At 62.0% G+C, this 24,622-nt stretch carries 23 protein-coding genes; 4 read left to right on the top strand and 19 right to left on the bottom strand.

Going from position 1 to position 24,622, the window contains the following annotated elements; all coding sequences use genetic code 11:
- Positions 1-8: 8 nt before the first annotated feature.
- From ACNAOT_RS03140 to ACNAOT_RS03125, 4 genes are read left to right on the top strand one after another with little or no spacing between them, the layout of a single operon-like run.
- Positions 9-830: an HAD-IIA family hydrolase gene (locus ACNAOT_RS03140; protein WP_035761154.1), complete on the top strand. Its 822-nt coding sequence runs from the start codon at positions 9-11 to the stop codon at positions 828-830.
- A 10-nt stretch (positions 831-840) separates the two neighbouring features.
- Positions 841-1,554, top strand: a complete 714-nt coding sequence (locus ACNAOT_RS03135) for a tyrosine-protein phosphatase (RefSeq protein WP_420179992.1) — start codon at positions 841-843, stop codon at positions 1,552-1,554.
- Positions 1,555-1,565: 11 nt separating this feature from the next.
- The gene (locus ACNAOT_RS03130; protein WP_420179991.1) at positions 1,566-2,804 is read left to right on the top strand and encodes a sensor histidine kinase; all 1,239 of its coding nucleotides are present in this window, start codon (positions 1,566-1,568) and stop codon (positions 2,802-2,804) included.
- Between the two features lie 48 nt (positions 2,805-2,852).
- On the top strand, positions 2,853-3,536 hold the full coding sequence (locus ACNAOT_RS03125) for a response regulator (RefSeq protein ID WP_420179990.1): 684 nt from the start codon (positions 2,853-2,855) through the stop codon (positions 3,534-3,536).
- 13 nt (positions 3,537-3,549) lie between these two features.
- Here the strand turns inward: ACNAOT_RS03125 and ACNAOT_RS03120 are convergent, their stop codons facing one another.
- The 19 genes from ACNAOT_RS03120 to uidB all read right to left on the bottom strand — a co-directional run bounded on the left by ACNAOT_RS03120 (position 3,550) and on the right by uidB (position 24,465).
- On the bottom strand, positions 3,550-4,461 hold the full coding sequence (locus tag ACNAOT_RS03120; RefSeq protein ID WP_420179989.1) for a hypothetical protein: 912 nt from the start codon (positions 4,459-4,461) through the stop codon (positions 3,550-3,552).
- A complete protein-coding gene (locus ACNAOT_RS03115) occupies positions 4,458-5,711 on the bottom strand; it encodes a M16 family metallopeptidase (protein ID WP_420179988.1) in 1,254 nt (417 codons plus the stop codon). Before ACNAOT_RS03115 ends, ACNAOT_RS03120 begins: the two co-directional genes overlap by 4 nt.
- Positions 5,708-6,574: a hypothetical protein gene (locus ACNAOT_RS03110; RefSeq protein WP_420179987.1), complete on the bottom strand. Its 867-nt coding sequence runs from the start codon at positions 6,572-6,574 to the stop codon at positions 5,708-5,710. Before ACNAOT_RS03110 ends, ACNAOT_RS03115 begins: the two co-directional genes overlap by 4 nt.
- Positions 6,571-7,209, bottom strand: a complete 639-nt coding sequence (locus ACNAOT_RS03105) for a flavoprotein (protein WP_420179986.1) — start codon at positions 7,207-7,209, stop codon at positions 6,571-6,573. Before ACNAOT_RS03105 ends, ACNAOT_RS03110 begins: the two co-directional genes overlap by 4 nt.
- A gap of 109 nt (positions 7,210-7,318) precedes the next feature.
- On the bottom strand, positions 7,319-7,492 hold the full coding sequence (locus ACNAOT_RS03100) for a hypothetical protein (RefSeq protein ID WP_420179985.1): 174 nt from the start codon (positions 7,490-7,492) through the stop codon (positions 7,319-7,321).
- A 107-nt stretch (positions 7,493-7,599) separates the two neighbouring features.
- Entirely contained in the window at positions 7,600-7,773 is a 174-nt protein-coding gene (locus tag ACNAOT_RS03095) for a hypothetical protein (RefSeq protein WP_166660211.1), read from the bottom strand.
- A 112-nt stretch (positions 7,774-7,885) separates the two neighbouring features.
- Positions 7,886-8,890, bottom strand: coding sequence for a T3SS effector HopA1 family protein (locus ACNAOT_RS03090; RefSeq protein ID WP_420179984.1), 1,005 nt, complete (start codon positions 8,888-8,890; stop codon positions 7,886-7,888).
- A complete protein-coding gene (lxmK, locus tag ACNAOT_RS03085) occupies positions 8,887-9,996 on the bottom strand; it encodes a class V lanthionine synthetase subunit LxmK (protein WP_243836659.1) in 1,110 nt (369 codons plus the stop codon). Before lxmK ends, ACNAOT_RS03090 begins: the two co-directional genes overlap by 4 nt.
- Before the next feature lie 183 nt (positions 9,997-10,179).
- The gene (locus ACNAOT_RS03080) at positions 10,180-11,094 is read right to left on the bottom strand and encodes an ABC transporter permease (RefSeq protein ID WP_420179983.1); all 915 of its coding nucleotides are present in this window, start codon (positions 11,092-11,094) and stop codon (positions 10,180-10,182) included.
- Complete coding sequence (locus ACNAOT_RS03075; RefSeq protein ID WP_420179982.1) at positions 11,091-12,065, bottom strand: ABC transporter ATP-binding protein; 975 nt, start codon at positions 12,063-12,065, stop codon at positions 11,091-11,093. The genes ACNAOT_RS03080 and ACNAOT_RS03075 overlap by 4 nt, the downstream gene beginning before the upstream one ends.
- Before the next feature lie 109 nt (positions 12,066-12,174).
- Positions 12,175-13,299: an alpha/beta hydrolase gene (locus tag ACNAOT_RS03070; RefSeq protein WP_364307582.1), complete on the bottom strand. Its 1,125-nt coding sequence runs from the start codon at positions 13,297-13,299 to the stop codon at positions 12,175-12,177.
- 47 nt (positions 13,300-13,346) lie between these two features.
- Positions 13,347-13,919: an orotate phosphoribosyltransferase gene (gene pyrE, locus ACNAOT_RS03065; RefSeq protein WP_091465032.1), complete on the bottom strand. Its 573-nt coding sequence runs from the start codon at positions 13,917-13,919 to the stop codon at positions 13,347-13,349.
- Positions 13,920-13,924: 5 nt separating this feature from the next.
- The gene (locus ACNAOT_RS03060) at positions 13,925-14,908 is read right to left on the bottom strand and encodes a LacI family DNA-binding transcriptional regulator (protein ID WP_091465031.1); all 984 of its coding nucleotides are present in this window, start codon (positions 14,906-14,908) and stop codon (positions 13,925-13,927) included.
- A gap of 117 nt (positions 14,909-15,025) precedes the next feature.
- Positions 15,026-16,309, bottom strand: coding sequence for a multiple monosaccharide ABC transporter permease (mmsB, locus tag ACNAOT_RS03055; RefSeq protein ID WP_420179981.1), 1,284 nt, complete (start codon positions 16,307-16,309; stop codon positions 15,026-15,028).
- 5 nt (positions 16,310-16,314) lie between these two features.
- The gene (gene mmsA, locus ACNAOT_RS03050) at positions 16,315-17,844 is read right to left on the bottom strand and encodes a multiple monosaccharide ABC transporter ATP-binding protein (protein ID WP_091465029.1); all 1,530 of its coding nucleotides are present in this window, start codon (positions 17,842-17,844) and stop codon (positions 16,315-16,317) included.
- Positions 17,845-17,970: 126 nt separating this feature from the next.
- Complete coding sequence (gene chvE / locus ACNAOT_RS03045; protein WP_091467480.1) at positions 17,971-19,119, bottom strand: multiple monosaccharide ABC transporter substrate-binding protein; 1,149 nt, start codon at positions 19,117-19,119, stop codon at positions 17,971-17,973.
- A gap of 335 nt (positions 19,120-19,454) precedes the next feature.
- A complete protein-coding gene (locus ACNAOT_RS03040; RefSeq protein ID WP_420179980.1) occupies positions 19,455-21,716 on the bottom strand; it encodes a gluconokinase, GntK/IdnK-type in 2,262 nt (753 codons plus the stop codon).
- Positions 21,717-21,723: 7 nt separating this feature from the next.
- Complete coding sequence (gene manD, locus ACNAOT_RS03035; RefSeq protein ID WP_011773285.1) at positions 21,724-22,953, bottom strand: D-mannonate dehydratase ManD; 1,230 nt, start codon at positions 22,951-22,953, stop codon at positions 21,724-21,726.
- A gap of 99 nt (positions 22,954-23,052) precedes the next feature.
- The gene (uidB, locus tag ACNAOT_RS03030) at positions 23,053-24,465 is read right to left on the bottom strand and encodes a glucuronide transporter (RefSeq protein WP_420179979.1); all 1,413 of its coding nucleotides are present in this window, start codon (positions 24,463-24,465) and stop codon (positions 23,053-23,055) included.
- Positions 24,466-24,622 lie beyond the last annotated feature (157 nt).

Raw genomic sequence — 24,622 nt, 5'->3', positions numbered from 1 at the left:
AGGCAAATATGGCAGAAGAAACCACATCCACATCGGTTTACCGGAACGGCCACGAAATCGAATGCTGGCTCACGGACATGGACGGCGTACTGGTTCACGAAAACCAGGCGATCCCCGGTGCGGCTGAGCTGATCCAGCGCTGGGTGGACACGTCCAAGCGCTTCCTGGTCCTGACAAATAACTCCATCTTCACTCCCCGCGACCTCGCTGCCCGCCTGCGCGCGTCCGGCCTGGAAGTCCCCGAAGAGAACATCTGGACGTCCGCGCTGGCCACCGCCCAGTTCCTCAAGGACCAGGTCCAGTCCTCTGATTCGGGCAACCGCGCCTACACCATCGGCGAAGCCGGACTCACAACGGCGCTGCACGAGGCCGGGTTCATCCTCACGGACACCGACCCCGACTTCGTGGTGCTCGGCGAGACGCGTACTTATTCTTTCGAAGCAATCACCATGGCCGTACGCCACATCCTGGCGGGCGCCCGCTTCATCGCCACCAACCCGGACGCCACCGGTCCCTCCAAGGACGGCCCCATGCCCGCGACCGGTGCCATCGCGGCCATGATCACCAAAGCCACGGGCCGCGAGCCGTACATTGTGGGCAAGCCAAACCCCATGATGTTCCGCTCCGCCATGAACCAGATCGACGCCCATTCCGAGACCACGGCAATGATCGGCGACCGCATGGACACGGACATCGTGGCCGGCATGGAAGCGGGCCTGCACACGGTCCTGGTACTTAGCGGCATCACGCAGCGCGAAGAAATCGTGTCATTCCCGTTCCGGCCCAACCAGATCCTGAATTCGGTGGCCGACCTCAAGAGCCAGATCTAAGGGAAAAACCATGGCTGTGCTCAATCTGCGTCCTTTGGCCGGCGGCCGGATACTCAGAGGAAGCCAGCCGTTCGGTTTGGATGCCGCTGCAACGTCGGGTTTCCTGGCGGAGCACGGCATCCAGGCAATTGTGGACCTGCGGAGCGAGCTTGAGCGTTCGTTGGTTCCGTGGCTGGTTCAGGACGACAACGACGGCGGTGGCGGGCCTGCCGCCGTCGTCCCGCCCGCCGTCGAACTCATCCATAACCCGTTGGACCCGAACGCCATCGCAGGGTCGCTCCAGGCCGTGGAAACGGCCGAAGACCTCGGGGATCTGTATCTGGGCTGGATCCGGCTGCGGCCCGAATGGGTGGGTGACGCCCTGCGACCGGTCGCCCGCGGCAAGCGCACGCTTGTTCACTGTTCGCTGGGCAAGGACCGAACAGGTGTGGTGTCGGCAGTCGGACTCCTGGCAGCAGGAGGGACCGAGGACCAGGTGGTGGCGGATTATGCGGCCACCACAGCCAACCTGCCGGACGTACTGGAAGTCATGGCAGAAACCTGGCGCCTGAGCGTTCCCTCAACACCGGCGGAGTATTTCAGCCCCGACCTCATGATCCTGCAGAGCCCCGAAGCTGCGATGCGGCATTTCCTGGCCGGGTTCGCGCAGGAGTTCGGGGACGTGCGGAGCTTTCTGCGCGAGGCGGGCCTCACCGCCGTCGAGGTTGAATCGCTGGCTCTGTAATACTTGGGTGAATGAGTAGGACGAACTGGCTCGCGGACGTCAAACCCCTGCCCGGAGGGTGGGCTCTTCGCTCGGCCATCGTTCTGGCAACCTTGCTTTTTTTGGCGTTGGGGATTCGCTGGCAACAACACGATCTTTCGTCGTTTCAGGGATGGCTGGAGCTGGTAGTCCCGTACCTGCCGCTTCTCGCGCTCCTGCTCGGTGCCATGCAAGCGGCTGTTGCCTGGTGCCTCTCCCTGGCGGTCATCACGATCCTGGGCGGAGACGCTTCCCTCCTGGTGGCGATGATCTTCCCCACCATGGTGGTGGTGGCTTTCTGTTCCTTCCTTCTTCCGTGGAAGCTGGCCATCAATTTTTCGTTGTTCGTGCCCAGCGTCTTGCTGGGACTGTACATATCAACGCCTGAGATGGCCGACCAACCGGCAGTGCTGCTGGCCCTGGTGGTCTTCCTTGCGGCCGCAGCATGGCGCAGCGTCAACGTCTACCGGCATCGCTACGAACAAAGCACACACCACATCCGTGATTTGCAGGAGCAACAGGCGCAAGTCCGCAGTGAGGAAAGGACCCGTCTGGCCCATGAGCTTCACGACATCGTGGCCCACGACGTGACCATCATTGCCATGCAAGCGCGACGCGCTGAGTTCGTGAACGACCAGGCAAAGACATCCCAAATCCTGGAGGGCATTGGAAACGCAGCGCAGCAGACCCTGCAGGATCTGCGCAGCCTTGTGACCCTCCTCAAGGAAGAAGAAAGGGACGAGCCGGGAAGCGGTTCGCAGATACCGGAACGCGAAGGGCAGGACACTGATTTCCTGGATGCTCCAGCGATGTCCGGTGAAACCACCACCGCCGTGGGCTTGGTCCATGACCTCGACGGAGTGGTCGAAGCATTGGATCGGGCAGGCTTCCAGGTGAGCCTCGTCGTCGAGGGCGAAGTAGCCCGGATTCCGGCCAGCCTGCGCCAGGCGCTTCGCCGGACGGTACGGGAAATGGGGACGAACGTGCTCAAACACGCCGACCCGTCCGGGATAGTGGATCTGCGCTTGTCTGTAGGGGCCGATCGCGTGCAACTGGCATCAGAGAACACGGTCTCCACCGCGGAGCCGATCATGTCTTCCCGGACCGGGCTTGAGGCTATGAGTGCCCGCTGTGAAGTGTTCGGAGGATTCATGGACGTCGGCCTCAGGGACGGGCGCTGGACCACCGCGGTGTCCATCCCGCTGGAAGGCTTGGCGTCCGCCAATTCGTGATCGCATTTATGGGAGGATTGGCTCCGTGACTGACATTGGGGGATCAGTATGACGCGAGTGTTGTTGGTGGATGATGAGCTGTTGGCGCGGGAGATCCTGCGTGATTACCTCTCGTCGGACCCGTCCATCGAGGTCGTAGGTGAGGCGTCGGATGGGCGCGTGGCGGTGGTCCAGGCAGCTTCGCTTCGCCCGGATGTGATCCTGATGGATATGCAGATGCCGGTGATGGACGGTGTGGCTGCAACGGCCCAAATCCATGCAGACTTCCCGGAAATCGCCATCCTGGGGTTGAGCACCTTCTCGACGGATCGCTACGTGGTAGACCTATTGCGTGCTGGAGCGTCAGGTTACCTGGTCAAGGACACGCTGCCCAAGGAGATCACTGCCGCCATCCACACTGTGATGGCCGGTGAGTCCGTACTATCCTCCAAAGTGACACGGCATGTTGTGACAGGGCTGGCGGAGTCCGTCCCGGCCGAAGTCGTTCCGGACCCGAAGCTCGTGGACGCATTGACCAAGAAGGAGCTGGAGGTGATCCAGTTGCTGGGACGTGGAATGAGCAACCGGGAGATGGCTGCAGAGCTCTTCGTGACAGAGTCCACCATCAAGGCGCGGTTCGTGAACGTGATGGAGAAACTCGGAGTGAGGGATCGGGTGCAGATCCTTGTAGCCGCCGTCGAAGGAGGGCTCGTGGACCTTAGCCCCGGTTCGCGGACAGGGCTGGACTCCTAAGGGTCTGGACGCCCTAGCTGCGTCCCAAAATCTCCTTGATGGGCCGAACCAAGCCTTCGACGGCCTGCTCAATGGCAGCTGGGGCCACATGGTCGACGGCGGCATCCGGACTGCGGACGAGCTCGCCACCCCATCCCATCACCTCGTAATGGGCAAGGGAACGGGCCAATTCAAGCGGGGACTGCCACGCGCGATTTAGATTTGTGCGGGCAAATTCCTTGGCCCGCTCCACAGCTTCCAAGTGCTCCGCAACACTGAATCCAGCCACTGTTGATAGCGCCGTTTCCAGAACAGCCGAACCGTTGGGCCGGGACGCTATGACTTGCCACGTCACCGTCGGTATGGAGTCCTGCAGCCCGCGGCTGGCTTGAAGGATTGCTTGGTACCCGGACTTTTGAATGGCGTCGGGCAGCAGGGTTCCCGGTCCTCCGGCGATCAGGCAAATGGCCAGGAAAGTTGCGGCGAACCCGACGTTCGCGGCCGGGTCCTGACCGATGATGAATGTCTGCTCGAATCCCTGTGCCGTGGTCTGCTTCATGGTGCTCCGGAACGCTTGCTGGGGAGAGGGAGACACTGCTCCCTTGCGTTCCCACAGGCGGCCTTCAAGATCTTCCAGGACGCTGGCAGTACCCACAACAGCGAGCACGGGGTCACCAAATATTCCCAACTGCTCGGTGTTCACGACATCTTCAATCCAGCTCCGTGCAGCACCCTCCGGCAGTGTCGCCGTCATGACCATGGCGCCGTCACCGGGCGTCCACGTCACGGCAACCGGCTGCTTGGCTGGCCCGCCCTGTTCCCCGGCCCGGGTAACGGCATCACGCAGGCGCGGGACGCCGTCGGAAGCAGTCCGCCAGCCCATCGACACGGTGGTGAAGCGGGAACGCCGGTCAACCTGGCCAAAGTATCGGCGAGTGGTGATCATTGGAGAATCTCCTCGGAGGGCTGGACGGTCAATGTCACGGAGTCCTGATCGGCGAGACGCCGTGCCGCGGCGGTGACTATGGGCCTTAGCCGCGCGGCGTCGTCGGATATTTCCGCGATGGACTCCGCCAGTTCAGCGGCGAACGTCGGGGTCCCCCTCAGGAGCACGTCACGTGTGACGGTCCGCGCGAGCCGTTGGTCATCGTGGGTGAACCTTTCGATCCGGAGTACTGTGCGGCGGGCCGCAAGCATGATGGCTGCATCATCCGCAATAGCCAACGCCCGGAATCTCTCGGGAGGATCAATGGCCTGTCCGGTGTCATCGACCAAGACAAACAGGTCGTCCCGGGTCAGGTCCCCTGGCCCGAACAAGCCAACGCTGGCGTCAAGACCATCCTGCTGGGAGAGCAGCTCAGCTGCCACAAGGTCGCCGAGGAGGTCCGGGCCTGCCGAATCCCCAATCGCTGCCGCTGTAGCGGAGAGTACGCGTGTGGATTCGACCTCGCTGGAGTAGATCGTGGACGTCGACCCACCCCTGCGGACGGAGTTTTGGAGCACGGGAACCAAGGGCGCCTCGTCTGAAATTCCCGAGAACGGCGCGGCCAGCAACCGGAGCGCTTCCAAGGGATCCTCCGATGTCACCGCCGTCAAAACCGCTTCCGAGGGACGGTACAGGCGGCGATGAAGAGCTCGTAGCTTTTCACGGGTAACCCGGGCTGCGAGGTCACTATCGCCAGTGCCGTCGTGACCGTTGGGGTGGTCCGCCCAATAGCGTGCAGTCAGGTGCGGCCAAGGCAGGACTCTCCCCGGAGCTTGAGCCAGACGTTGAGCCCGTTCTGTCGCAACGGCACCTATTTGTTCAGTTATCTGGTGTTGAGTCAGCGCGGGACGGAACACCTGCTCAACCAGGCGATGGGAGATCTGTTCGAGGTGTCCACTGGGACCGGTTTCGTAGAACTCGGAATAGTCCATATGCGTGTTACCGCCGAGGACTCCCCCGGCCTTGTGAACGGAAACCTGCCGTTCGGATGCCGTGACGTTTTCGCTGTCCTGGTAGACCATGTGTTCGAGGAGGTGCAGCATGCCTTCCTCTCCCGGCATTTCATGGCGCATTCCCGCCGGCACCCCGAGGCTCATGGAAATGATGCGGGCGGATGGATCGTGGATGGCGATCAGCCTTGTCCCGGTGTCCGATCGCATGCCGTACACAGCCCGGCCGTCCAGTGTGCCGAGAACGGAAGGGGTAGTCATCGCACCTCCATGGTGGTGTCCAAGTACGAGCCGGCGAGGCGCAGCAGTGCCTTCGCCTGAGCTTCGCCTGCGCCGGCGTAGTGGTGCCAGTCGTAGGCATGCTGGGCGATCCTGAAGGCCAGTGCCGGGCCAATCCCGGACGGTCCGGGAGCTGCCCCGCATGTTTCCAGGAAACCGTTGCGCATTTCGTCGAGGGCCGGCCGGAGAGCAGGGTGGAAGGCATGCAGTTCCGCCATCTCTCCGAGCACCCAGGCGATGTCATAGCCGGGGTGGGCAAGCCCGAGGTCCTCACCGGTGAGAAGCGAGCCGGCGGCGCCATCCGGGGTCACCACCCAGTGGGCCATCCCGGGATATCCGTGAACCACCACTTGGTCAGGGCTGGAAAGCATGGACTTGATCCAACAACGGATCTCCAACAGGCCGATTTCGCCCAGGACTTCGCGCGCCGGCGCCCATGTCCCTCCCAGCCAGGGCTCCGCGCGTTGGACGGTTCGTGGCGTGCTTTCAGGAAAGTCGCCGATGAGGGACGCATTTTCATGGAGACAGCTCAAAGCAGTTCCCCATAGCCGCCCTGCTGCCTTGAGGTTTGCGGGCTCTCCTGCCGTGATGAGGTCGAAGACCGTGGACCCGGCCGGTGTCGAGTAAGAACGGTGGCGATCACCCCCGACACCTACTACCAGGAGGTCAGTACCGGGGACAGAATCGATGCTGACCGGCAGGGAAGAGAAGGGAATCGGCGCTCCGACTCCGAGGCTATGCACCCATTCATAGGCCCCTCCGACCTCGTAGACACCCGTGGACAGCAGGTCCGTCCGGGTCGAGCGGATGACGGCCTTCTGCCGGGAATCCACCGCGGCGCTCATACCGTAGCCGCGTCTTTGGTCATCCCCGCACGCAGGAGCCGTTCTTCTTCCAGCCGGCGCATCACGGCAGGGAACGACGGCGGCACCCAGGCCATGGCGACGTCGCTGGACTCGCTGGGGCCAGGGACGGGGTCAATGACCAGGAAATTCTCCGGCTTACGCAGTTTCCTGAGGGTCTCGGCGACAATCGGGTTCGCCAAGGCTCGCGGCGGCAAGGCCGGAGCGATGCAGACCTGGGCCTCCGTAGTCATTGCTGCCAGCAACGACGGCGAATCAGCGATGCCATGAGCCAAGCGGGATGAATAGTCCAGGGTTGCCGGATAGACCAGGATGAGGTCTGCCCACTCTGCCAGATCGATGTGCGCAGCAATGAGCTCTTCGCCCCAGCTATCGGCCTGTACACGGGACTTCAGCCGGGACTCAATGCTGTGACGGGTAATAAATCGCTGCGCGGAGTCCCGCATGATCACCTTGAACTCTGTTTCCGGTGCTGCGGAAACAGCCCATTCAATCCAGAAGGGCATTACTTGGGTGACTGCCGAGCCTGTGAGAATCAGGGCAACCTTGGAGTATCCGAAGGCTTCGAGGGTGAGGTCCGCCCATATCGGACGGGGACTGCTGTCAGTGGTGGTCATGGCAGGTCTCAGCATTCAGGAGGGTGGGTCGGACAGAAAAGGGTCAGGAGGCGCCAGCGTGATGATGTTTCCACCACCTCGCTGGCGCCTTCCCCGTGTTCAGGCCTGCCTAGCAGCCCATGGTCAGGGTTGCGCCGATGATCACCCCTGCACAGAACGGCGAGGTGGCCGGCGCGTCGGTGGCTGCGTCGCCGCCGAGCTCGTCAGCAGCCGTAAAGGTGCTGTGCGCCCGGGCCAAGTCGGTGAGGTCGGCCTGCGAGATGTCAGTGATGGTGTTCGTCATGATGGTGTCTCCTTTTGATGGCACCACGTGGTGGGTGCGTCCGGGGTGCTAATGAATGTTGCTTGTGGTTGTAATGCCGTTTGGTTGGGATGCCGCCCTTGGGAGGGTTAGCAGCCGGCACCGAGTGTGGCGCCAACGATGATGCCGATGCACAGCGGCGAGGTTGCGGGAGCTTCGGTGGCAGCGTCGCCGCCGAGCTCGTCAGCAGCCGCGAAGGTGCTGTGGGCGCGTGCAAGATCGGTCAGGTCGGCCTGGTGGAAGTTAACGATTGCGTTGGACATGGTGTCTCCTGTTTGGTTTGCTTCCCATCTGAGTGGGAAGGGTTTTCTTTTCTGGGTTCCTCATGGGAGGTCTTTGGGTGCCCGGGCGGCGGTAGTCCACTGCCCGGAGTCGTCACTGGCCCGTGTTGTATCCAGGCTGGTGAGGGTTGATGCAGGCCGTTTGCGCTTCTTCAAACCAAGCGGGTTCGAGGTCGGTTTTTTCCACGGATGCACGGAGAAGTGCGTCCGCCAGTACCCTTGAGCGGTGCTGACCGAAGCTGAGGCCCCGGTACGCCGGACGAGGATCCCTTGGTTCCATGGCAAGTGCCAGGCGGTCTCCCACGTGATGGGTAAAAACCGAGACAGGCGTGTCGTGCGCGGACAAGGATGTAAGGGCAGTGCGAACAAGGGAAGTCGCGGCGTCTGAATCGATGGCTGACACGTAAATGACCATCGCGTCACTGCGTGGGAAGGCGAGGGATGACGAGAGGGTCTTTACCTGGTGGCTAAGGCCGCTGGCGGCAAGGGCTCCAAGAACTTTCGGCCACACTTCAAGCGCCTCAGATGCCGTCACGCAGGATATGTACAGCCTTGAAGCGTCCGCATGGTTCACCGAACCGTGGGCCCCGAGCGCAAGAAGGAATCCGGGGGTGGCGCGGCTTCGCCAACTGGGAACACGTACCCCGACGATTTCGTCCAGAGGGTTGCGTACCAGGGCCTCTTCGGGGAAGAGGACCTTCACTCCGGAGAGCTCCACCACCTGGTGCGGAACGCCTTGGACGGACGTCCCTGCCTGCGTCCTCGCCGACGCCGACTGGACCGGCGCTGTCCTCGCCGACGCTGCCAGCGCCGACGCCGACTGGATAACGGTGCGGTGCGGAATGGCATCAATAAGTGCCGCAGCAAGGTTCTGGTGGCCGGTTCCTGGCACGGTCTCGATGCCCGGGTGCCCGACATGGAGGTGTGTGTAGATCGCCCCGGCCACCTGCGACCGCAACTCGGTGAGGCTGGTGGCACGAAGTGTGGTGGAGCCTATTCCGGCGGTGAGCCGATGGGCGTCAACGGAAACCCTGTCTTCCAGGGACGCCAACACCTGTCCGAATGAAGTCGGTGTTGGAGCGTTGAGTGTGACGGTCATCGAGGTGTCCTTTCGAAACCGAGGGCGCTGACGTAGTGGCCGGGCGAAAGCAGTGCCTCCCGCCCAACGCCCGCGGCTGCCCGTTCGATGCCGGGGAGCCGGGACACCATGGGAGCCCTGGTGATGGTTCTGTCCACGAGATGCCATCCCAAGTGGGCAGTAGCGCGAACCGGCAGATCCGGATCTTCGTAATTGGCATGATCGGCATAGGAGGTCCACATCCGGCGGATTGACGGAACAATGGCAGCCATCCGTTCGGCGATGCGTGCCGACGCGCTTTCGTCGTCGAACCTGGCTGGGGGTGCGGAGGCCCCTCCGCGGGTAGTCACAGTGTCCAGGACCGCCCTGTAGATCCACTCACCTGCAAGCATTCCAAGGTCCCGGGCAGGATCGCCGAGGCCAAACTCCTCCCAGTCAAGGACACACAGGCTCCCGTTGTGGAGATGGAACTGATCAAGGCGCAAGTCGCCGTGGATGGGGCGTTCTTGGTGCTTCCGTTCCGATGCCCTCAGCCGGTCCGCAGCGGCAACCAGCTCCGGGTCATTCTGCAGTTCTGCCCAGAGGGCCATCTCCGCCACTGTGAACTCCAGGTAGCGAGTGTGCGGAACGCCAACCGCGAGCATTTCCACGGGTGGGCTTGGAGGTGCCGAGCGCTCCAACCCAAAGGTAGGGCCAGCGTGGAGCCGGGCGAGCAATGCGCCCGCTTCCTCCGGAAAGGTGTCCGGCATGGACTCCTCCACCAGCAACTGCGCCAGGCTGGTTCCGGGGCAGTGTTCAAAAACCAGGAGGCCATTCTTAGCGTCGCTGCCGATGAGCTGAGGCGTTGCCGGCGCACATTCCGGGGACTGCTCGGCAAATGCGGCGAAGGCAACCGACCGGCCGAAAGACATCGGGCCGGAAGCCTGCGCTGAGATGTGCTTGACGAAGACCTTTTCCCCGCTCCGCAGCCTCATGTTCCACGTGCCGTTGCGGCCTGCGAAAGCGGCCGGGGCGATGTCTGCCACTGCTTCTCGGCCGTGGCCTGCAAGGACAGTGGTCGCCAGGCCGGCTGCGTGGCGTGCGGCCGGAGTGGTGGACTGCGGGTGCGGAGCTGTGGCGGTCATCATGAGGGTCTCCATCAGAGCAGCAGGGTGGTTACCGCATAGGCGGCCAGGATGCCGACCAGCAGAAGGGCGATGTTGCGGATGAGCTTCTTGGTGGCCAGTGACTGGTTTCGCTTGGTGTCAGACATGGTTCTTCCTATCTGGAGCCCGATGAGCCGGGCCCGTGGAGTAAGTGTCGAGTTGGGGTTAGGCCATCTCGTCGGAGGTGAGGGACTGTTGCAGGGAAACCCGTGAGCCGGTGCGCAGTGCGTTGTTCCGGTAAATTACGGTGGCCAACCAGAACAGCGCGGGAATCGCTGCCACCGATATGCCGGCGGCCAGCACCATCTCCCACGTGGATACGTCTTCCAGTGCGAAGCGCATCGGCATGAGGTAGGAGGAGAACAGCGGCACGAAGGACAGTCCTTCCAGCCACGGGTTCCCCATGTTCATGGGCAGGACGTAGAGGGAGACCACCAAAAGCACCATTTGCAGGACGGACAGCGGCATGACCGCTGTGCCCAGGTCCTCTTGCCGGGAAACCGTCGAAGCGAGAGTTGTGTTCAAAGCTGCGAATATCACGTAGCCCAAGAGGAACCAGAGGATGAACCACAGCAGGCTGGGTCCCACGGCGACGTTGATGAGGGACCAGCCCCCCACAACGCTGAACCCCACCACGGCGGCGCCACCGATCGCCAGCAGTTGGACCAGGGTGACCAGCCCAATGCCGATCATCTTTCCAGCCAGTAGCGGGACGATGCCGATCTTGGTCAGCAGGATCTCCACGATCCTTGACGACTTCTCCTCAACCACCCCGGAGGTCAGGCTCGATGCCGAGTAGACCAGGGATGCCAGCAATGCGCTGATCATGGCGGTGGCGAAGATGGCGCGGGGGTCAAAGCTCATTGCCCCGGCCCCGCCAAATGAGTTCACAAGGAACCATCCGCCGATCCCGGCAACAGCGCCGGCGAAAAGGGCCAGAAGCCCTGTGGCAGTGAGTATGGTCCGGTTCCCCAGCCGGGTAAGGATCTCGCGCCGTATGATCAGGCGCGTCTCACGTAGTCCACTCCCGGAAGAAGGAGCGGCGCTTCGGGTTGTGCGATCAAATGTTGTTGCGCTCATAGCGATACTCCAACTTTGTCGAGGGAGCGCTCCGCCCCCGGGGTGATACCTGGACCGGACGAAATGTACTTGCCGGCAAGCAGGTCAGCCAATGACCTCTGTGCGGACACAATGCTCTTCAGCCCGCCGTGCCGTTGCGCTGCTGCAAGGATTTCGCCGGGCACGTCCCGTCCTGAGCCGTCCACCGAGACGAGGACCGTGGTGCGGTCGGCGGCGGAAAACTCCACGTTGACGCCCCGGGCCATCGAGACTTCAGCGGCGAACGAATCTGCCGTGCGGGAGAAGGCGAGCCGCCAGCGGCTTTTACCGTCGTCCTGCAGCTCCACGACACTGCCGCTCGCCGTCACACGACCGCGATCGAGAATGCAGACCTTGTCGCACAGGCGCTCTACGAGCTCAAGTTGGTGTGAGGAAAAGAGAACCCCGACGCCCCGGTCCGCCTGCTCCCGGATGAGTCGGGACATGGTTTCGACGGCGATGGGATCCAACCCCGAGAATGGCTCGTCCAGCACCAGGAGTGCCGGGTCCCCCACTAAGGCGACGGCCAGCTGGACGCGCTGCTGGTTTCCCAAGGAGAGGTCCTGGACCAAAGCCTGCTCACGGCCTTGCAGGCCGAGGGAGGCGATGAGTTCGTCTGCAACCTCACGTGCGGCGCCGGCTTGGTGCCCTTCCAGCAGGGCGAAGTGAATGATCTGGTCCCTCACCGGCATCTGGGGGTAGAGGCCTCGTTCCTCGGGCATGTACCCGATGCGCCTCCGGTCCTTGGCTGTGATGGGCAAGGCTTCCCAGGTGACTTCGCCGTGGTCCGGGGTCAGCAGACCAAGGATCACGCGCATGGTGGTGGTCTTACCTGCACCGTTGCCGCCGATGAATCCCACGATCTCCCCGCGATGGACCGTGAGGTCCACATCGTGGAGGACCCTGCGGTCACCGAAGCTGCGGCTGATGCCCGTGAGCTGTAGGCCGTTCATACTTCGCTCCTCGAAATTCGTTCTTGTTTCCTGTCAAGAACGACGCTACGGAGGATCGGGGATATCCACCCTGTACTCGAGTACAGAGCTCACTTGTACAAAAGTTCACCTAGGCCGGGCGGATGACCTTACCGTTGGGCTCTTGGTATGACGGCTCCTGGGGCTCGGGTGGGAGCGGCTGGAGCTCATCCTGGACGCGTTCCAGCAGCGGCCGGTAGATGCTGCCGTTCCACTGCGGGCTGGCATGGGCGGGCCGGGCGCCTTCCGTGCTGAGCGTGGGCATCGCCATGTTGGCTCCGAAGACTTTGCTCCACCCCGCACGCGCAGACTCATAATCCACGGTGGCGTCCTTGGCGTTGCCTATGAAAGCCATCTTGGAGCCCCCGATTTTTCCCGCCAGCCGGAGGCCGTCAAAGTGGTAGATGTACGCCGACTCCGTCTGTATCAGGACGCTGGACGGGGCGATCGGCGATAGTTGCTCCAGGCTTTGGTCCAGAATCTGGCGCCAGGTGCGCTCATCCTTATGCGCCACCCGCTCCCCCAGCTCGTAGCCGCCGCGCAGGACCGAAGGGATTCGGAAGCCATTCTCGTAAAGGAACACCACGCCGTCGAACCAGCTTTGGTCCAGGACGTCGGCGCGGCTGAACGGACTCGAATCCAAGACGATCAATTGCGTCTCGACGCCGTGCAGCTCCAGCAGGCGGGCGGCGACCTGGGTGGCGAGCATTCCGCCGAAGCTGTGGCCGTAAAAGTAAAGCTTCTCCAGTTCCAGTTCACGGACGTGCAGGATGATTTCGCGGACTATTTCGTCCACGTCCAGGCCCAGGTTTGAATATCCGACGGCGGCAAGGCGGCCCCGCTGGTGAAGGGCAGGACGCAGTGAGTTGAGTATCCACTGGGCCTCTTCCCAACTGGTTTTATAGCCCGGAAAGAGGATCCAGCTGGCCTTGGGGAAGTACAGGTCCGAGTACGGATCCGGAACGCGGAGGATCTTGGTGGCCCGCCGCTCGGCCTGTACGCGCCGGGTGAAAAGCATGTCCGCGGCGAGCGCTCCCGAGGCTCCGGCGGTGATGAGGAAATTGCGGCGGGACGTTTTCTTCAGGCGGGCAGCGTAGGGCAGGATCCGGGCCCATGAGCCCGGATCCTCGGCCTGTTCCGGTTCCGGAGTCGCCGGCGTGGGGAGGTTTTCGTTCACCTCCGGCGGCGCCGTGAGCTTCCCTACTTGAACGTCCACGCAGCAAGCATAGGCTTCGTGGGCACTGCCTTACAGCCCCGTAGTTCCTAGTTGAGGCCCAGTTCATCCTTGCCGAAGGCGAAGAGGTACGGCACGCCGGTTTCGGCTTCGATCTTCTCTTTGGCGCCGGTGTTGCGGTCCACGATCACGGCCACTGCCACAACGTTGCCGCCCGCTTTACGGACACCTTCGACGGCGGTCAGTGCGGACCCGCCGGTGGTGGACGTATCCTCGAGCACCACTACGTTGCGGCCTTCAACCGAGGGGCCTTCCACCTGGCGGCCCATGCCGTAGGACTTCTGGGCCTTGCGGACAACGAAGGCGTCCACGGCACGGCCAGCGTCGGCAGCGGCGTGCATCACAGCGGTACCTACAGGGTCGGCACCCATGGTGAGCCCGCCGGCGCACTCAACTGACACGCCGGCGTCGTCGATCATTGCCAACATGACCTGACCCACCAGCTTGGAGGCCTCATGGTGCAAGGTGATGCGGCGGAGGTCGATGTAGTAGTCCGCTTCCTTACCGCTGGAGAGGATTACCTTGCCGCGGACCACCGCGAGTTCTTTGATGAGTTCAAGGAGGCGGGCGCGGGCAGCAGCAGTATCAGGCGTGGAAGTCATGGCTCCTAGTTTAGTGGGGCCGCCGTGGTGGCGCGGATCACCAGGCGGGGATTGACGATCTGATCGCCGATTCCGCCGTCGCCATCCAGTTGCTGCAGCACCGCTTCCATGCAACGGCGGCCGAGTTCCTCGAAGTCCTGCTTGATGGTGGTCAGGGGTGGCATGAAGAATTCGGCTTCGGGTTGGTCGTCATAGCCCACCACGCTGATGTCGCCCGGCACGTGCAGGCCGGCTTCCTGGACGGCCCGGAGTACGCCCACTGCCATTTGGTCGTTCGCGACGAACACGGCCGTAACGGTGTGTTGTTTGATGAGGTCCAGCCCTGCGCGGTATCCCGATGCCGCGTCCCAGCCGCCTTGGAGCAGGATGTCCGCGCCCAAACCAGCATGTGCCAGCGATTCCTGCCATCCCTTGATGCGCTCGGCGGCGTCGATCCAGTGCGGCGGGCCGGAGATGTGGGCGATACGCCGATGCCCCAAACCGATCAGGTGGTCAACAGCGAGGCGCGCTCCGAGCCGCTGGTTCAGTGATGCGCCCGTCAGCTGGTTGCCCGTGCCCGCCCCGACAGCCACGATCGGCACGGGAAAGGAAACATCGCGCAGGACCGCGAGGACATCGGGGTGCGGAACCAGGATGACGATCCCGTCCACGGACTGGTTCCGGAAGTGCGCGATCGCATCGTTGACGCTGTCGTCGGTCACTTCCCGGAGGTTCGCGATGCTAACGAAGTAGCCTGCTTCACGCCCCGCTTGTTCGACTCCCAGGAGGGTGTTCGCGGGTCCGAACTGACCTGTCTCGCAGGCAAGCACGCCGATGGTCCGGGACCGCCGGGTGACCAGGCTGCGGGCGGCGGTGTTGCGGCGGTACCCAAGCTGCGCAATGGCTGATTCCACGCGTTCCTTGGTCTGGCCGCTGACGTTCGGATGGTTGTTCAGTACGCGGGAAACGGTTTGGTGCGAGACTCCTGCCATTTTTGCCACGTCACCCATGACGGGAGGCCTCGCCTTTTCGTCAGGCCTGGCCTTTTCGTCAGGCCTCGCAGCTGTGCCTGTCCCGGCCCCGGGCGTTGCCCGGGGCCGGGACACTCCCCCTCTGGACATCAGCGACTATTTCGCGTCGACGACGACGGGCTCAGACTTGGCGGGGCTGGTCGTTTCGGTTGCCGGAGGAGTGGTCTTCCACTTGAAGCGACGGCCCATGGAGGAGCCTCCGCCCGAACCGGTGCGGTTCTTGTTGAAGATGTCGAAGCCGACGGCGAGCAGCAGCACCAGGCCCTTGATGAGCTGCTGGTAATCCGTTCCCAGGCCAAGGATGGACATGCCGTTGTTGAGGACGCCCATGATCAGGCCGCCGATCATGGCGCCTGCTACTGTTCCGATGCCGCCTTGGACTGCAGCGCCACCGATGAAGGCAGCAGCGATGGAATCGAGTTCGAAGCCGGTGCCGCCTGCGGGTTGTGCCGAGTTCAGGCGGGCCGTGAAGACCAGGCCGGCCAAGGCAGCGAGGACACCCATGTTGACGAAGAGACGGAAGGTGACCTTTTTGGTCTTGATGCCCGAGAGCTCGGCTGCGTGGAGGTTGCCGCCGATCGCGTATGTGTGCCGGCCGAAGATGCTGTTGTTCATCAGTGCCGAATACACGATCACCAGGACAGCCAGGACGATCAGGACAATCGGGGTGCCACGGTAGCTGGCCAGCAGGAAGGTGATGATGAGCATCAGCACTGCGATGAACCCGTTCTTGACGGCAAACCATGCCATCGGTTCATTCTCCAGATTGAACTTGCGGCGAACCCGGCGTTCCTTGATGGCCTGGAACAAAATGGCAGCTGTACCGCCGACACCGAGGATGACCGTCAACCACTCCAGGACGGATGTGCCGCCGGAAATGTCCGGCAGGAAGCCGCCACCGAGGGCCCGCAATTCGTTCGGGAACGGGGTGATCTGCTGGTTCTTGAGGGTAATGAGCGTCAGGCCACGGAAGATCAGCATTCCCGCGAGGGTGACGATAAATGCGGGGATGCCCACATAGGCAATCCAGTAACCTTGCCACGCACCAACCAGCGCACCCACGAGGAGGCAGGCGGGGATGGCGAGCCACCATGCCCAGCCCCAATGGACGATCATCACGCCTGCCACAGCGCCGATGAAGCCTGCAATGGAGCCAACGGAGAGGTCGATGTGTCCGGCGATGATGACCATCACCATGCCGATGGCGAGGATCAGGATGTAGCTGTTCTGGACCACCAGGTTGGTGACGTTCTGCGGCTGGAGCAGGATGCCGTCGGTCAGTACCTGGAAAAGGATGACGATCAGGATCAGGGCGACGAAGATGCCAACCTGGCGAAGGCGGCTTGTGAGGAAGCCAAGGGATTCTCGTAGGGCGGACATGTTCGCTATTCCTTCTCTTGAGTCATGAAGTGCATGAGGGTTTCCTGGGTGGCTTCGGCGATGGGGACTTCGCCGGTGATGTGGCCCGCGGACAGCGTGTAGATCCTGTCGCAGATGCCCAGGAGCTCCGGAAGCTCAGAGGAGATCACAATGACGGCTTTCCCCGCCGCTGCGAGCTCCGCAATGATTGTGTAAATCTCAAACTTGGCGCCGACGTCGATGCCGCGGGTTGGTTCGTCCAGGATCAGGACGTCAGGGTCCGAAAACATCCATTTGCTCAGCACCACCTTTTGCTGGTTTCCACCCGAGAGCTTGCCGGTGATGGCAGCAACGGAAGGAGCTTTGATGTTCATGCTCTTCCGGTAGTGGTTGGCAACGGTGGTCTCCTTGTTGCCGTCCACCCAGCCTCGTTTGGCCAGCTTGTTCAGTGCTGCCATGGAGATGTTCCGCTTGATGTCTTCAATAAGGTTCAGGCCGTAGTGCTTGCGGTCTTCGGTGGCGTACGCAATCCCGTGGTCGATTGCGTCGGAGACCGTGGACGTGTCGATTTCCTGGCCATACTTGTAGACCTTGCCCGATACCGCCCGCCCGTAAGTCCGGCCGAATACGCTCATGGCCAGCTCGGTCCTGCCGGCACCCATGAGCCCTGCAAGGCCTACTACTTCGCCCTTGCGGACATTGAGGCTGGCGTTGTTCACCACCATGCGGGAATGGTCCTGCGGGTGCTGGACGGTCCAGTCTTCGATGCGGAGGACTTCCTCGCCGATGTTGGGGGTCCGGTCCGGATAGAGGCTTTCGAGGTCGCGTCCAACCATGCCCCGGATGATGCGTTCCTGGGTGATCTGGCCTTGGTCCAGGCGCAGGGTCTCAATGGATTTCCCATCACGGATGATGGTGACGGCGTCGGCCACTTTGCGGATCTCGTTGAGTTTGTGGCTAATGATGATGCTGGTCACGCCCTGGCCCTTGAGGTGCAGGATGAGGTCCAGCAAGTGGTCCGAGTCTTCATCGTTCAGCGCCGCCGTGGGCTCATCCAGGATGAGGAGCTTCACCTCTTTGGACAGCGCCTTGGCGATCTCCACCAGCTGCTGCTTGCCAACACTGATGTGTTGGATGGGGGTGATCGGGTTTTCGCTGAGGCCTACGCGTGCCAGCAGCTTGGCGGCTTCCAGGTTGGTCTTCCGCCAGTCCACCCAGCCCTTATTGGCAAGCTCGTTGCCGAGGTAGATGTTCTCGGCGATGGACAGGTACGGGCTGAGGGCCAGTTCCTGGTGGATGATCACGATGCCGCGCTTCTCGCTGTCCGTGATGCTCGAAAACTCACAGGGCTCATTTTCGAAGAGGATGTCGCCGTCGAAAGTGTTGTGCGCGTAGACGCCGGACAACACCTTCATGAGGGTGGACTTCCCTGCTCCGTTCTCGCCACAGATGGCGTGAACCTCACCCCGGTTAACGTCCAGGGTGACGTCCTGAAGGGCTTTTACCCCGGGGAAGGTCTTGGTGATTCCTCGCATTTGAAGAATGGGTACGTTCATCGTCAATTCCCGCTGACTGGTTGAAACTGGGCCAGGCCGAGGACTCGGAGGCTCTGGAGGAGGCTGTGGCCCCGTCGCACTGCGCACTGCAACACAGCGGTTCGGGGCCACAGACCGGGGACGTGATTACTTGACGTCGGCTTCCGTGTAGTAGCCGGAGTCGATCAGTTCCTTCTTGTAGTTGTCCTTGGTGATGATGACGGACTTCAGGAGGAAGGCCGGAACAACCTTGACCTTGTTGTTGTAGGTCTTGGTGTCGTTGGTTTCCGGTTCGGTTCCCTTGAGGACAGCGTCAACCATCTTCACGGCCTGCGAGCCGAGCTGGCGGGTGTCCTTGAAGATCGTGGAGTACTGCTCGCCGGCGACGATGGACTTCACTGAGCCCTTCTCTGCATCCTGGCCGGTGACAACGGGCAGGTTGCCGGTGGAGTAACCGCCGGTGCTGCTCAGTGCCGAGATGATGCCGATGGACAGGCCGTCGTACGGGGAAAGCACGCCATCCAGCTTGGTTCCGGAACTGTAGGCCGAGGTAAGGATGTCTTCCATGCGCTTCTGGGCTACGGGTGCCTGCCAGCGCAGGATGGCTGCCTGCTCGAACTTGGTCTGGCCGCTGGGAACCTTCAGGGTGCCTGCATCCAGGTACGGCTTGAGGGTGTCCATGGCGCCGGTCCAGAAGAAGTTGGCGTTGTTGTCGTCCGGGCTGCCCGCGAACAGTTCGACGTTGAACGGGCCCTTGCCCTCAACCTTGTTGCCGCTCGCGTCCACCAGGCCCAGGCCGGTCAGCAAGGAAGTGGCCTGCTGGACACCCACCGTGTAGTTGTCGAACGTGGTGTAGTAGTCGACGTTCGGCGTGCCGTTGATGAGGCGGTCGTAGGCGATAACCTTGACGTTCTGTTCCTTGGCCTTGGCCAGGACGTCCGTCAGGGTGGTGCCATCGATGGCTGCGATGATGAGCGCCTTGGCACCCTTCGTCAGCATGTTCTCAATCTGGGAAACCTGCGTGGGAATGTCATCGTTGGCGAACTGGAGGTCCGTCTTGTAGCCAAGGTCCTTCAGGGACTTCTCAACGTTGGCGCCATCTGCGATCCAACGCTCGGACGTCTGGGTCGGCATTGAAATGCCTACCAGTGAATCGCTGGGATTTGCACTGCTGGTGGACTCGGCAGTGCCTCCGCGACTACCGCAGCCTGTGGCTCCGACAGTCAAGGTTAGGACAACCGCTACGGCGCCCAGGAGTTTCTTCAATCTCACGATGCTCTCCTTCCGCGGCAGCATTGCCGCGAACTCTGATGCGGCCGGAGCATCTGCGCGTCCGGCGGTGAAGCGATTTGTGATCTGCGGTCAGCTGGGTGCCACATGTCACGAAAGGTGGTGCGAATGCCATTGTGAACGCTAACAATACCGTCGGTCAAGTGCCGTGGATCACGAAATGATTGCAGCCTCGGACCGCCCGCAAAACTCTTGACTTGAAACGTTGTGAGCGTTCACAATTGGCGGGCTCATCCGCGGTGGACAGAAGGAAAGCCCGGCACTGCTTTGTGGGCAGTACCGGGCTTCGCATGCTCCTCCATGATGGCGGGGAGGAGCTCTTCCCTGCTGGGAACAGGGAATCAGAGACGGGTGTCGAACGAATCGCAGAAGACGTTCTGGTTGAACGTCCCTTGGAATTCGGACTTGCCCTGGATCTTCTCGATGGTTGCGCGGATGGCCTCGCGCGTTGCTGCATGTGCGTGGATGGCGGTCTTGACCATCGGCACATCAATCAAGTGGTTCGGCTGGTTGAGCGAGACAAAAATCGTGGGAACCTCCGTGGCGTACCAGGGAATCTCGGCTGCCATCGGTGAGGACCACTTAATGCGAATGGCAGCCTCCTGTGCGAAGCCCTTGACGTTGGCGAAGACGAGCGCGGCATCGTACCGTTCCGAGTAGTCCCCGGTAGCTTCTTCCGACAGGACCCGCATGAAGTTCATGCCTGACTCCCCTGCTGCTTCGCGTTGCTCAGCCGTCCTGAACACACTGACGTCGAACCCCGCAGCTTCCAGTTCTTCCCGGACTGTGTCCAGATATGCCAAGGGATCGGCTCGGGTGAAGTCGGCGCCACCCGAGATGCCGTAGAGGCGGATCCGCGGATGCGTCCGAGGGGTGATCGGCAGGTTGTGCGCCGTGTCCTTTACCAAAGTGACGGTTTTTTCAGCCACCTCGGCGGCGATAGCACGGTGAGCTTCACTGCCGATCACCGCGAGTGCCTCAACCGGGGGCACCAATTCCTGGCGCACATGCAGTCCAAGGCTCGCCTTCAGGCCAAGGATCCGCCGCAGCGCATCCTGCAAACGCCCCTCGGTGATCACGCCGGACTTGTAGCCATCCAGCATGTACCCAAAGTCCTCCGATGGGTTCCGGAAAAACAGGAACATGTCGCAACCGGCCGCGATGGTGGCAGGCACAAGGTCCTTGCGCTTCATCGCCTGGGTCAGGCCAACCATCAGGGACGCGTCCGTCAGGACCAGCCCGTTGAAGCGGAGTTCGCCGCGCAACAGATCCTGCAACAGTTCCGGAGCAAGGGTCGCCGGCAGGATTTCAGCATCCGACAAGCCGGGACGAAAATGCCGGGACACCTCTGGAGCGCCAATATGGCCCACCATGATGGACTGTACGCCATGACCAATCATCTCGCGGTACACGTGCCCGTAGGTGCGGTTCCACTCCTCATAGCCAAGGGTGTTGTAGGAGGTGACCACGTGCTGGTCGCGCTCATCAATACCGTCACCGGGGAAGTGCTTCATGGCGCATGCTGTGGGTGATTCGCTGATGCCGTCGAAGTACTCCTTGGCCCGTTCCACCACAATGTCCGGGGTGTTTCCGAAGGCCCGGGTGGAGATGACCGTGTTCCGCCAGTTGTAGTGGATGTCCACGATCGGAGCGAAGGCCCAGTTGCAGCCCAGCGCAGCAGTTTCGATGCCGGCAACCTGACCCATCTGCCGGGCGATGTACTTGTCAGGGTGGGAGCCTGCCTGCAGGTGCGTGGAAACGAACGTGCCGTCATCGCAACTGCCCGCACCGCCCATCTCAGGGTTGGACGCAATCAGCAGCGGAATCCGGGTCTTGGACTGCGCATAGCGGATGTGTTCCTGCACGGCAGAAGAGGGACCCGGCCGGTAGCGCATGCCGCCCACGTGGAAGTTCTCCAGCACTCCATCCAGGTACTCCGGGGAGTAGTCGTTGTTGTGGTTGATGAACAGCTGGCCGATCTTCTCTTCCAGCGTCATGGACCCGATGGTGCTCTCCACCCATTCCACAGCTGCGTCATCCAGATTGAAGGGCGCTGCTTTAAGGTCCACCACGAACGGCCCAGTCGGCACGGCCAGCCCGTTGAGGGCTGAATTTACGTCATCCACAATGTCCTCCACTGATGTGGCGATGTCCACCACGATGCCGGCTTCGTCGTCCTGCAACGGCTCCAGCGTGGTCAGCTGCGACTCCAGCAGCGAGGGGGGCATGAAGTGTCCGGGCCGGGCAGTCATTCGCGCGTTCAACAGCTCGCGGGTGCCGTGCAGGTGCACGAACACCACGGACGGATCGGCGCTCCGGATGATGTCCCGGTACGAGCGCTTCAGCGCGCTGCACGCGATGACAAGAGCAGAGTTCGACGCCGCGAATCGCTTGCCGATTTCGGCCAACCACGGTGCGCGGTCGTCGTCGTTCAGCGGAGTACCCGAGGCCATCTTGTCGATGTTCGCCTGGGGGTGCAGCGAATCGCCGTCGAGAAATTCAGCGCCGAGACGCTCGGCGAGGGCGGCACCAATGGTACTTTTGCCGCAGCCGGCCGCGCCCATGACCACGATGTGATGCTGCCGTTGCGATTTACCAGTCATGGCCGATTTACCAATCATGAACAGTGCCGTCCACGAGGCGGTTGTACGGCAGGTAAGCCTGCTGGTACGGGAACGCGGCGGCGGCTTCTTCGTTGAATTCGACGCCGATACCGGGGTTGTCGCCGGGGTGCAGGTAGCCGTCCTTGAAGGTCATGGACTGCTGGAAGACCTCGTTGGTCTTGTCCGAGTGCTGCATGTATTCCTGGATGCCGTAATTGTGGATAGCCAGGCCTACGTGGAGCTGGGCGGCGAAGCCCACCGGGGAGATGTCCGTGGGGCCGTGGAAGCCGGACTTAATCTGGTACTGGGCTGCGAAGTCCATGACCTTCTTCAGCGGTGAGATGCCGCCGAAGTGGGTGGAGGCTGCACGGACGTAGTCGATCAGCTGTTCCTTGATGAGTGTCTGGTAGTCCCACACCGTATTGAAGATTTCGCCGATGGCCAGCGGGGTGGTGGTGTGCTGGCGGACCAAACGCAGCCCTTCCTGGTTCTCGGCTGGAGTGCAGTCTTCCAGCCAGAAGAGGTCGTAAGGTTCCAGGGCCTTGCCGAGCTTGGCGGCCTGAATAGGCGTCATGCGGTGGTGGCCGTCATGCAGCAGCGGGATCTCCGGGCCGAACTCGTTGCGCACGGCCTCGAAAACGGTGGGCAGGTGGCGCAGGTAGGCTCGGGTGTCCCAGTCTTCTTCCAACGGGAAGTTGCCGCGGCCGGCAGGCTCGTAGTCATACCGTTCACCCGAGGCCTGGGCCTGCGCGGCGACACCATAGACGGCCTTGATACCGGGGACGGCGGTCTGGATGCGGATGGACTTGTAGCCCAGTTCCAGGTGCTCGCGCACGGAGTCGAACAGCGACGGAATGTCAGCACCGGACGCGTGCCCGTAAGCCCGCAGCCCGTTACGGGAAGCCCCGCCCAGCAGCTGGTACACCGGCATCCCGGCAACCTTGCCCTTGATGTCCCACAACGCCATATCGACGGCGGCAATGGCCGCCATGGTGACGGGACCGCGCCGCCAGTAGGAGCTGCGGTAAAGGAACTGCCACGTGTCCTCAATCCGGTGCGGATCCTTGCCGATCAGCAACTGCGCCACGTGCTCCTTGAGGTACGCGGCGACGGCAAGTTCACGGCCGTTGAGGGTTGCGTCACCGATGCCCGTCACACCATCCTCCGTGGTGATGCGCAAGGTGACGAAGTTGCGGGACGGGCTGGTCACAAAGACTTCAGCGGCAATGATTTTCACAGCTTTTCCTTTCGGGATGTGGCTGGGCGGGTTTAAGTACGATTTTAGGTTGGATTGCATCAACTGGCAACCGGTTGCCGAGTTCATTCTTGAATATTTCTACATGCCCGGCGCCTTGCCGTTTGCTGCATGGCTGGCAGCAGCTTCTTCCTGAGCTTTCCCGGCGTCGCCCTGCACGACGCCCGCAGAACGGCGTGCGCGGATCTCCCCAACAATTTGTGCGTGAAGTGCGTCTGTGAGTTTGTATTTGCTCATCACCACGATCGCCAGGATGGTCATGATGGCCGGCAGTGCCCCGGCGGCGAACTGAATTCCCTGCAGCGCTTCGGCGCTCTGCGCAACCCCCGACTTGTATCCCCCGGCCGCGAGGCAATAGGCAGCGAGGGCGCCGCCTACAGCCTGGCCGGTCTTACGCGTGAAGGAGAAGAGTGCGTAGGTGATTCCCTCGGTCCGGACGCCGGTCTTCCACTCGCCATATTCCACGGTGTCTGCCTCCAAGGCCCACACCACGATATTCACGGCCATGACACCCATCAGACTGACTACCAGCCCGGAGAACCCCACCCAGACCATGGATGACGGTGATAGGAAAACAATGATCCCGCCCACCATAGAGAGCGCCCCGGCGGCAATGTACACGTTCTTTTTGCCCAGCTTACGAACCAGCCGCGGCATCAAAGGTGCCAGGGCCAGGGTCATCACCAGCTGGACTATGGCCAGGACCGGGTAGAGATCCAAGCGGCCCAGGACGTCGCGCAAGTAGTAGAGCTGAACGGAGGACAAGGCCATATAGCCGGTCAGAAAGAGGAAGGAACTCAGGCAAAGCATGAGCAGCGGCCGGTTGGTCTTCAGAGTGTCCATGCTCTGCTTGAAGGAAACACTGGGGACCGTGCGGTGAACGCGTTCCTTGGCGCTGAGGACAGTGAAGAAGTAGAGCGCCGCTCCGATCACCACAAAGACGAGCGTGATAGTGGTGAATGTGGACTGGAGGTCAGCACCCGGCTTGATCAGTGGAGCAACGAAGATGCCCAGGGCGGAACCCACCAACAGTGCACCCACCGTGCGGGCAGAGCCCAGCTTGGCACGGTCACCGGGGTCCTGCGTCATGGCCCCGGCCAGTGAACCGTAAGGGATGTTGACCAGGGAATACGCCAACCCCAGGGCGGCGTAACTCACGTAGGCGTAGAGCAAGGTGCCCGTCTCGCCCAGTTGCGGCACGGAGAACGTGGCCACACTGAGGAGTAGCAGCGGAATGGACCCGAACATGATGAACGGACGGAACTTCCCAAAGCGCTTGCTGTAGGAGCGGTCAACCATGCGTCCAGCGAAGACATCCGCGAAGGCGTCGAAGATCCTCACCACCAGGAGCAAGGTGCCTGCGGCGGCCGCTGAGATTCCCGCGACGTCCGTGTAATAGACCAGGAGGAACATGGTGGCGGTGGTGAAGGCCAGGTTATTGGCCGCGTCGCCCGCACCGTAACCGGCGATGCTGAGTTTGCTGAGCTTTTTCAATGCGGGCTCCTTTACCCTTCGCGTCATTGCGGTCCGACTCGACTCGACCGTGGCTGGGAACTCACGGAATCGGGAATCGGTTGTGCAGCTGTTGTAATTCTAGTCACTTTGGCAAACGTTTGGCAATCGGTTGCCGAACATTTCCTTGAAAGTTCCA

Source organism: Paenarthrobacter sp. TA1.8, assembly GCF_048595705.1.
GTDB classification, from domain to species: domain Bacteria; phylum Actinomycetota; class Actinomycetes; order Actinomycetales; family Micrococcaceae; genus Arthrobacter; species Arthrobacter nitroguajacolicus.
Note: the sequence above shows the minus strand (reverse complement) of the source record. Positions and strands in the feature narration are given on the sequence as shown.

What these genes read in the sequence shown, in the direction of transcription:
- pyrE (WP_091465032.1), bottom strand. Translation starts at nt 13,919, where the DNA reads ATGACTTCCACGCCTGATACTGCTGCTGCCCGCGCCCGCCTCCTTGAA.
- mmsB (WP_420179981.1), bottom strand. Translation starts at nt 16,309, where the DNA reads ATGTCCGCCCTACGAGAATCCCTTGGCTTCCTCACAAGCCGCCTTCGC.
- lxmK (WP_243836659.1), bottom strand. Translation starts at nt 9,996, where the DNA reads ATGATGACCGCCACAGCTCCGCACCCGCAGTCCACCACTCCGGCCGCA.
- chvE (WP_091467480.1), bottom strand. Translation starts at nt 19,119, where the DNA reads ATGCTGCCGCGGAAGGAGAGCATCGTGAGATTGAAGAAACTCCTGGGC.
- ACNAOT_RS03075 (WP_420179982.1), bottom strand. Translation starts at nt 12,065, where the DNA reads ATGAACGGCCTACAGCTCACGGGCATCAGCCGCAGCTTCGGTGACCGC.
- ACNAOT_RS03115 (WP_420179988.1), bottom strand. Translation starts at nt 5,711, where the DNA reads ATGACTACCCCTTCCGTTCTCGGCACACTGGACGGCCGGGCTGTGTAC.
- ACNAOT_RS03090 (WP_420179984.1), bottom strand. Translation starts at nt 8,890, where the DNA reads ATGACCGTCACACTCAACGCTCCAACACCGACTTCATTCGGACAGGTG.
- ACNAOT_RS03135 (WP_420179992.1), top strand. Translation starts at nt 841, where the DNA reads ATGGCTGTGCTCAATCTGCGTCCTTTGGCCGGCGGCCGGATACTCAGA.
- mmsA (WP_091465029.1), bottom strand. Translation starts at nt 17,844, where the DNA reads ATGAACGTACCCATTCTTCAAATGCGAGGAATCACCAAGACCTTCCCC.
- ACNAOT_RS03040 (WP_420179980.1), bottom strand. Translation starts at nt 21,716, where the DNA reads ATGACTGGTAAATCGCAACGGCAGCATCACATCGTGGTCATGGGCGCG.
- ACNAOT_RS03105 (WP_420179986.1), bottom strand. Translation starts at nt 7,209, where the DNA reads ATGACCACCACTGACAGCAGTCCCCGTCCGATATGGGCGGACCTCACC.
- ACNAOT_RS03110 (WP_420179987.1), bottom strand. Translation starts at nt 6,574, where the DNA reads ATGAGCGCCGCGGTGGATTCCCGGCAGAAGGCCGTCATCCGCTCGACC.
- ACNAOT_RS03130 (WP_420179991.1), top strand. Translation starts at nt 1,566, where the DNA reads ATGAGTAGGACGAACTGGCTCGCGGACGTCAAACCCCTGCCCGGAGGG.
- ACNAOT_RS03095 (WP_166660211.1), bottom strand. Translation starts at nt 7,773, where the DNA reads ATGTCCAACGCAATCGTTAACTTCCACCAGGCCGACCTGACCGATCTT.
- ACNAOT_RS03120 (WP_420179989.1), bottom strand. Translation starts at nt 4,461, where the DNA reads ATGATCACCACTCGCCGATACTTTGGCCAGGTTGACCGGCGTTCCCGC.
- ACNAOT_RS03080 (WP_420179983.1), bottom strand. Translation starts at nt 11,094, where the DNA reads ATGAGCGCAACAACATTTGATCGCACAACCCGAAGCGCCGCTCCTTCT.
- ACNAOT_RS03060 (WP_091465031.1), bottom strand. Translation starts at nt 14,908, where the DNA reads ATGGGTGACGTGGCAAAAATGGCAGGAGTCTCGCACCAAACCGTTTCC.
- ACNAOT_RS03140 (WP_035761154.1), top strand. Translation starts at nt 9, where the DNA reads ATGGCAGAAGAAACCACATCCACATCGGTTTACCGGAACGGCCACGAA.
- ACNAOT_RS03100 (WP_420179985.1), bottom strand. Translation starts at nt 7,492, where the DNA reads ATGACGAACACCATCACTGACATCTCGCAGGCCGACCTCACCGACTTG.
- ACNAOT_RS03125 (WP_420179990.1), top strand. Translation starts at nt 2,853, where the DNA reads ATGACGCGAGTGTTGTTGGTGGATGATGAGCTGTTGGCGCGGGAGATC.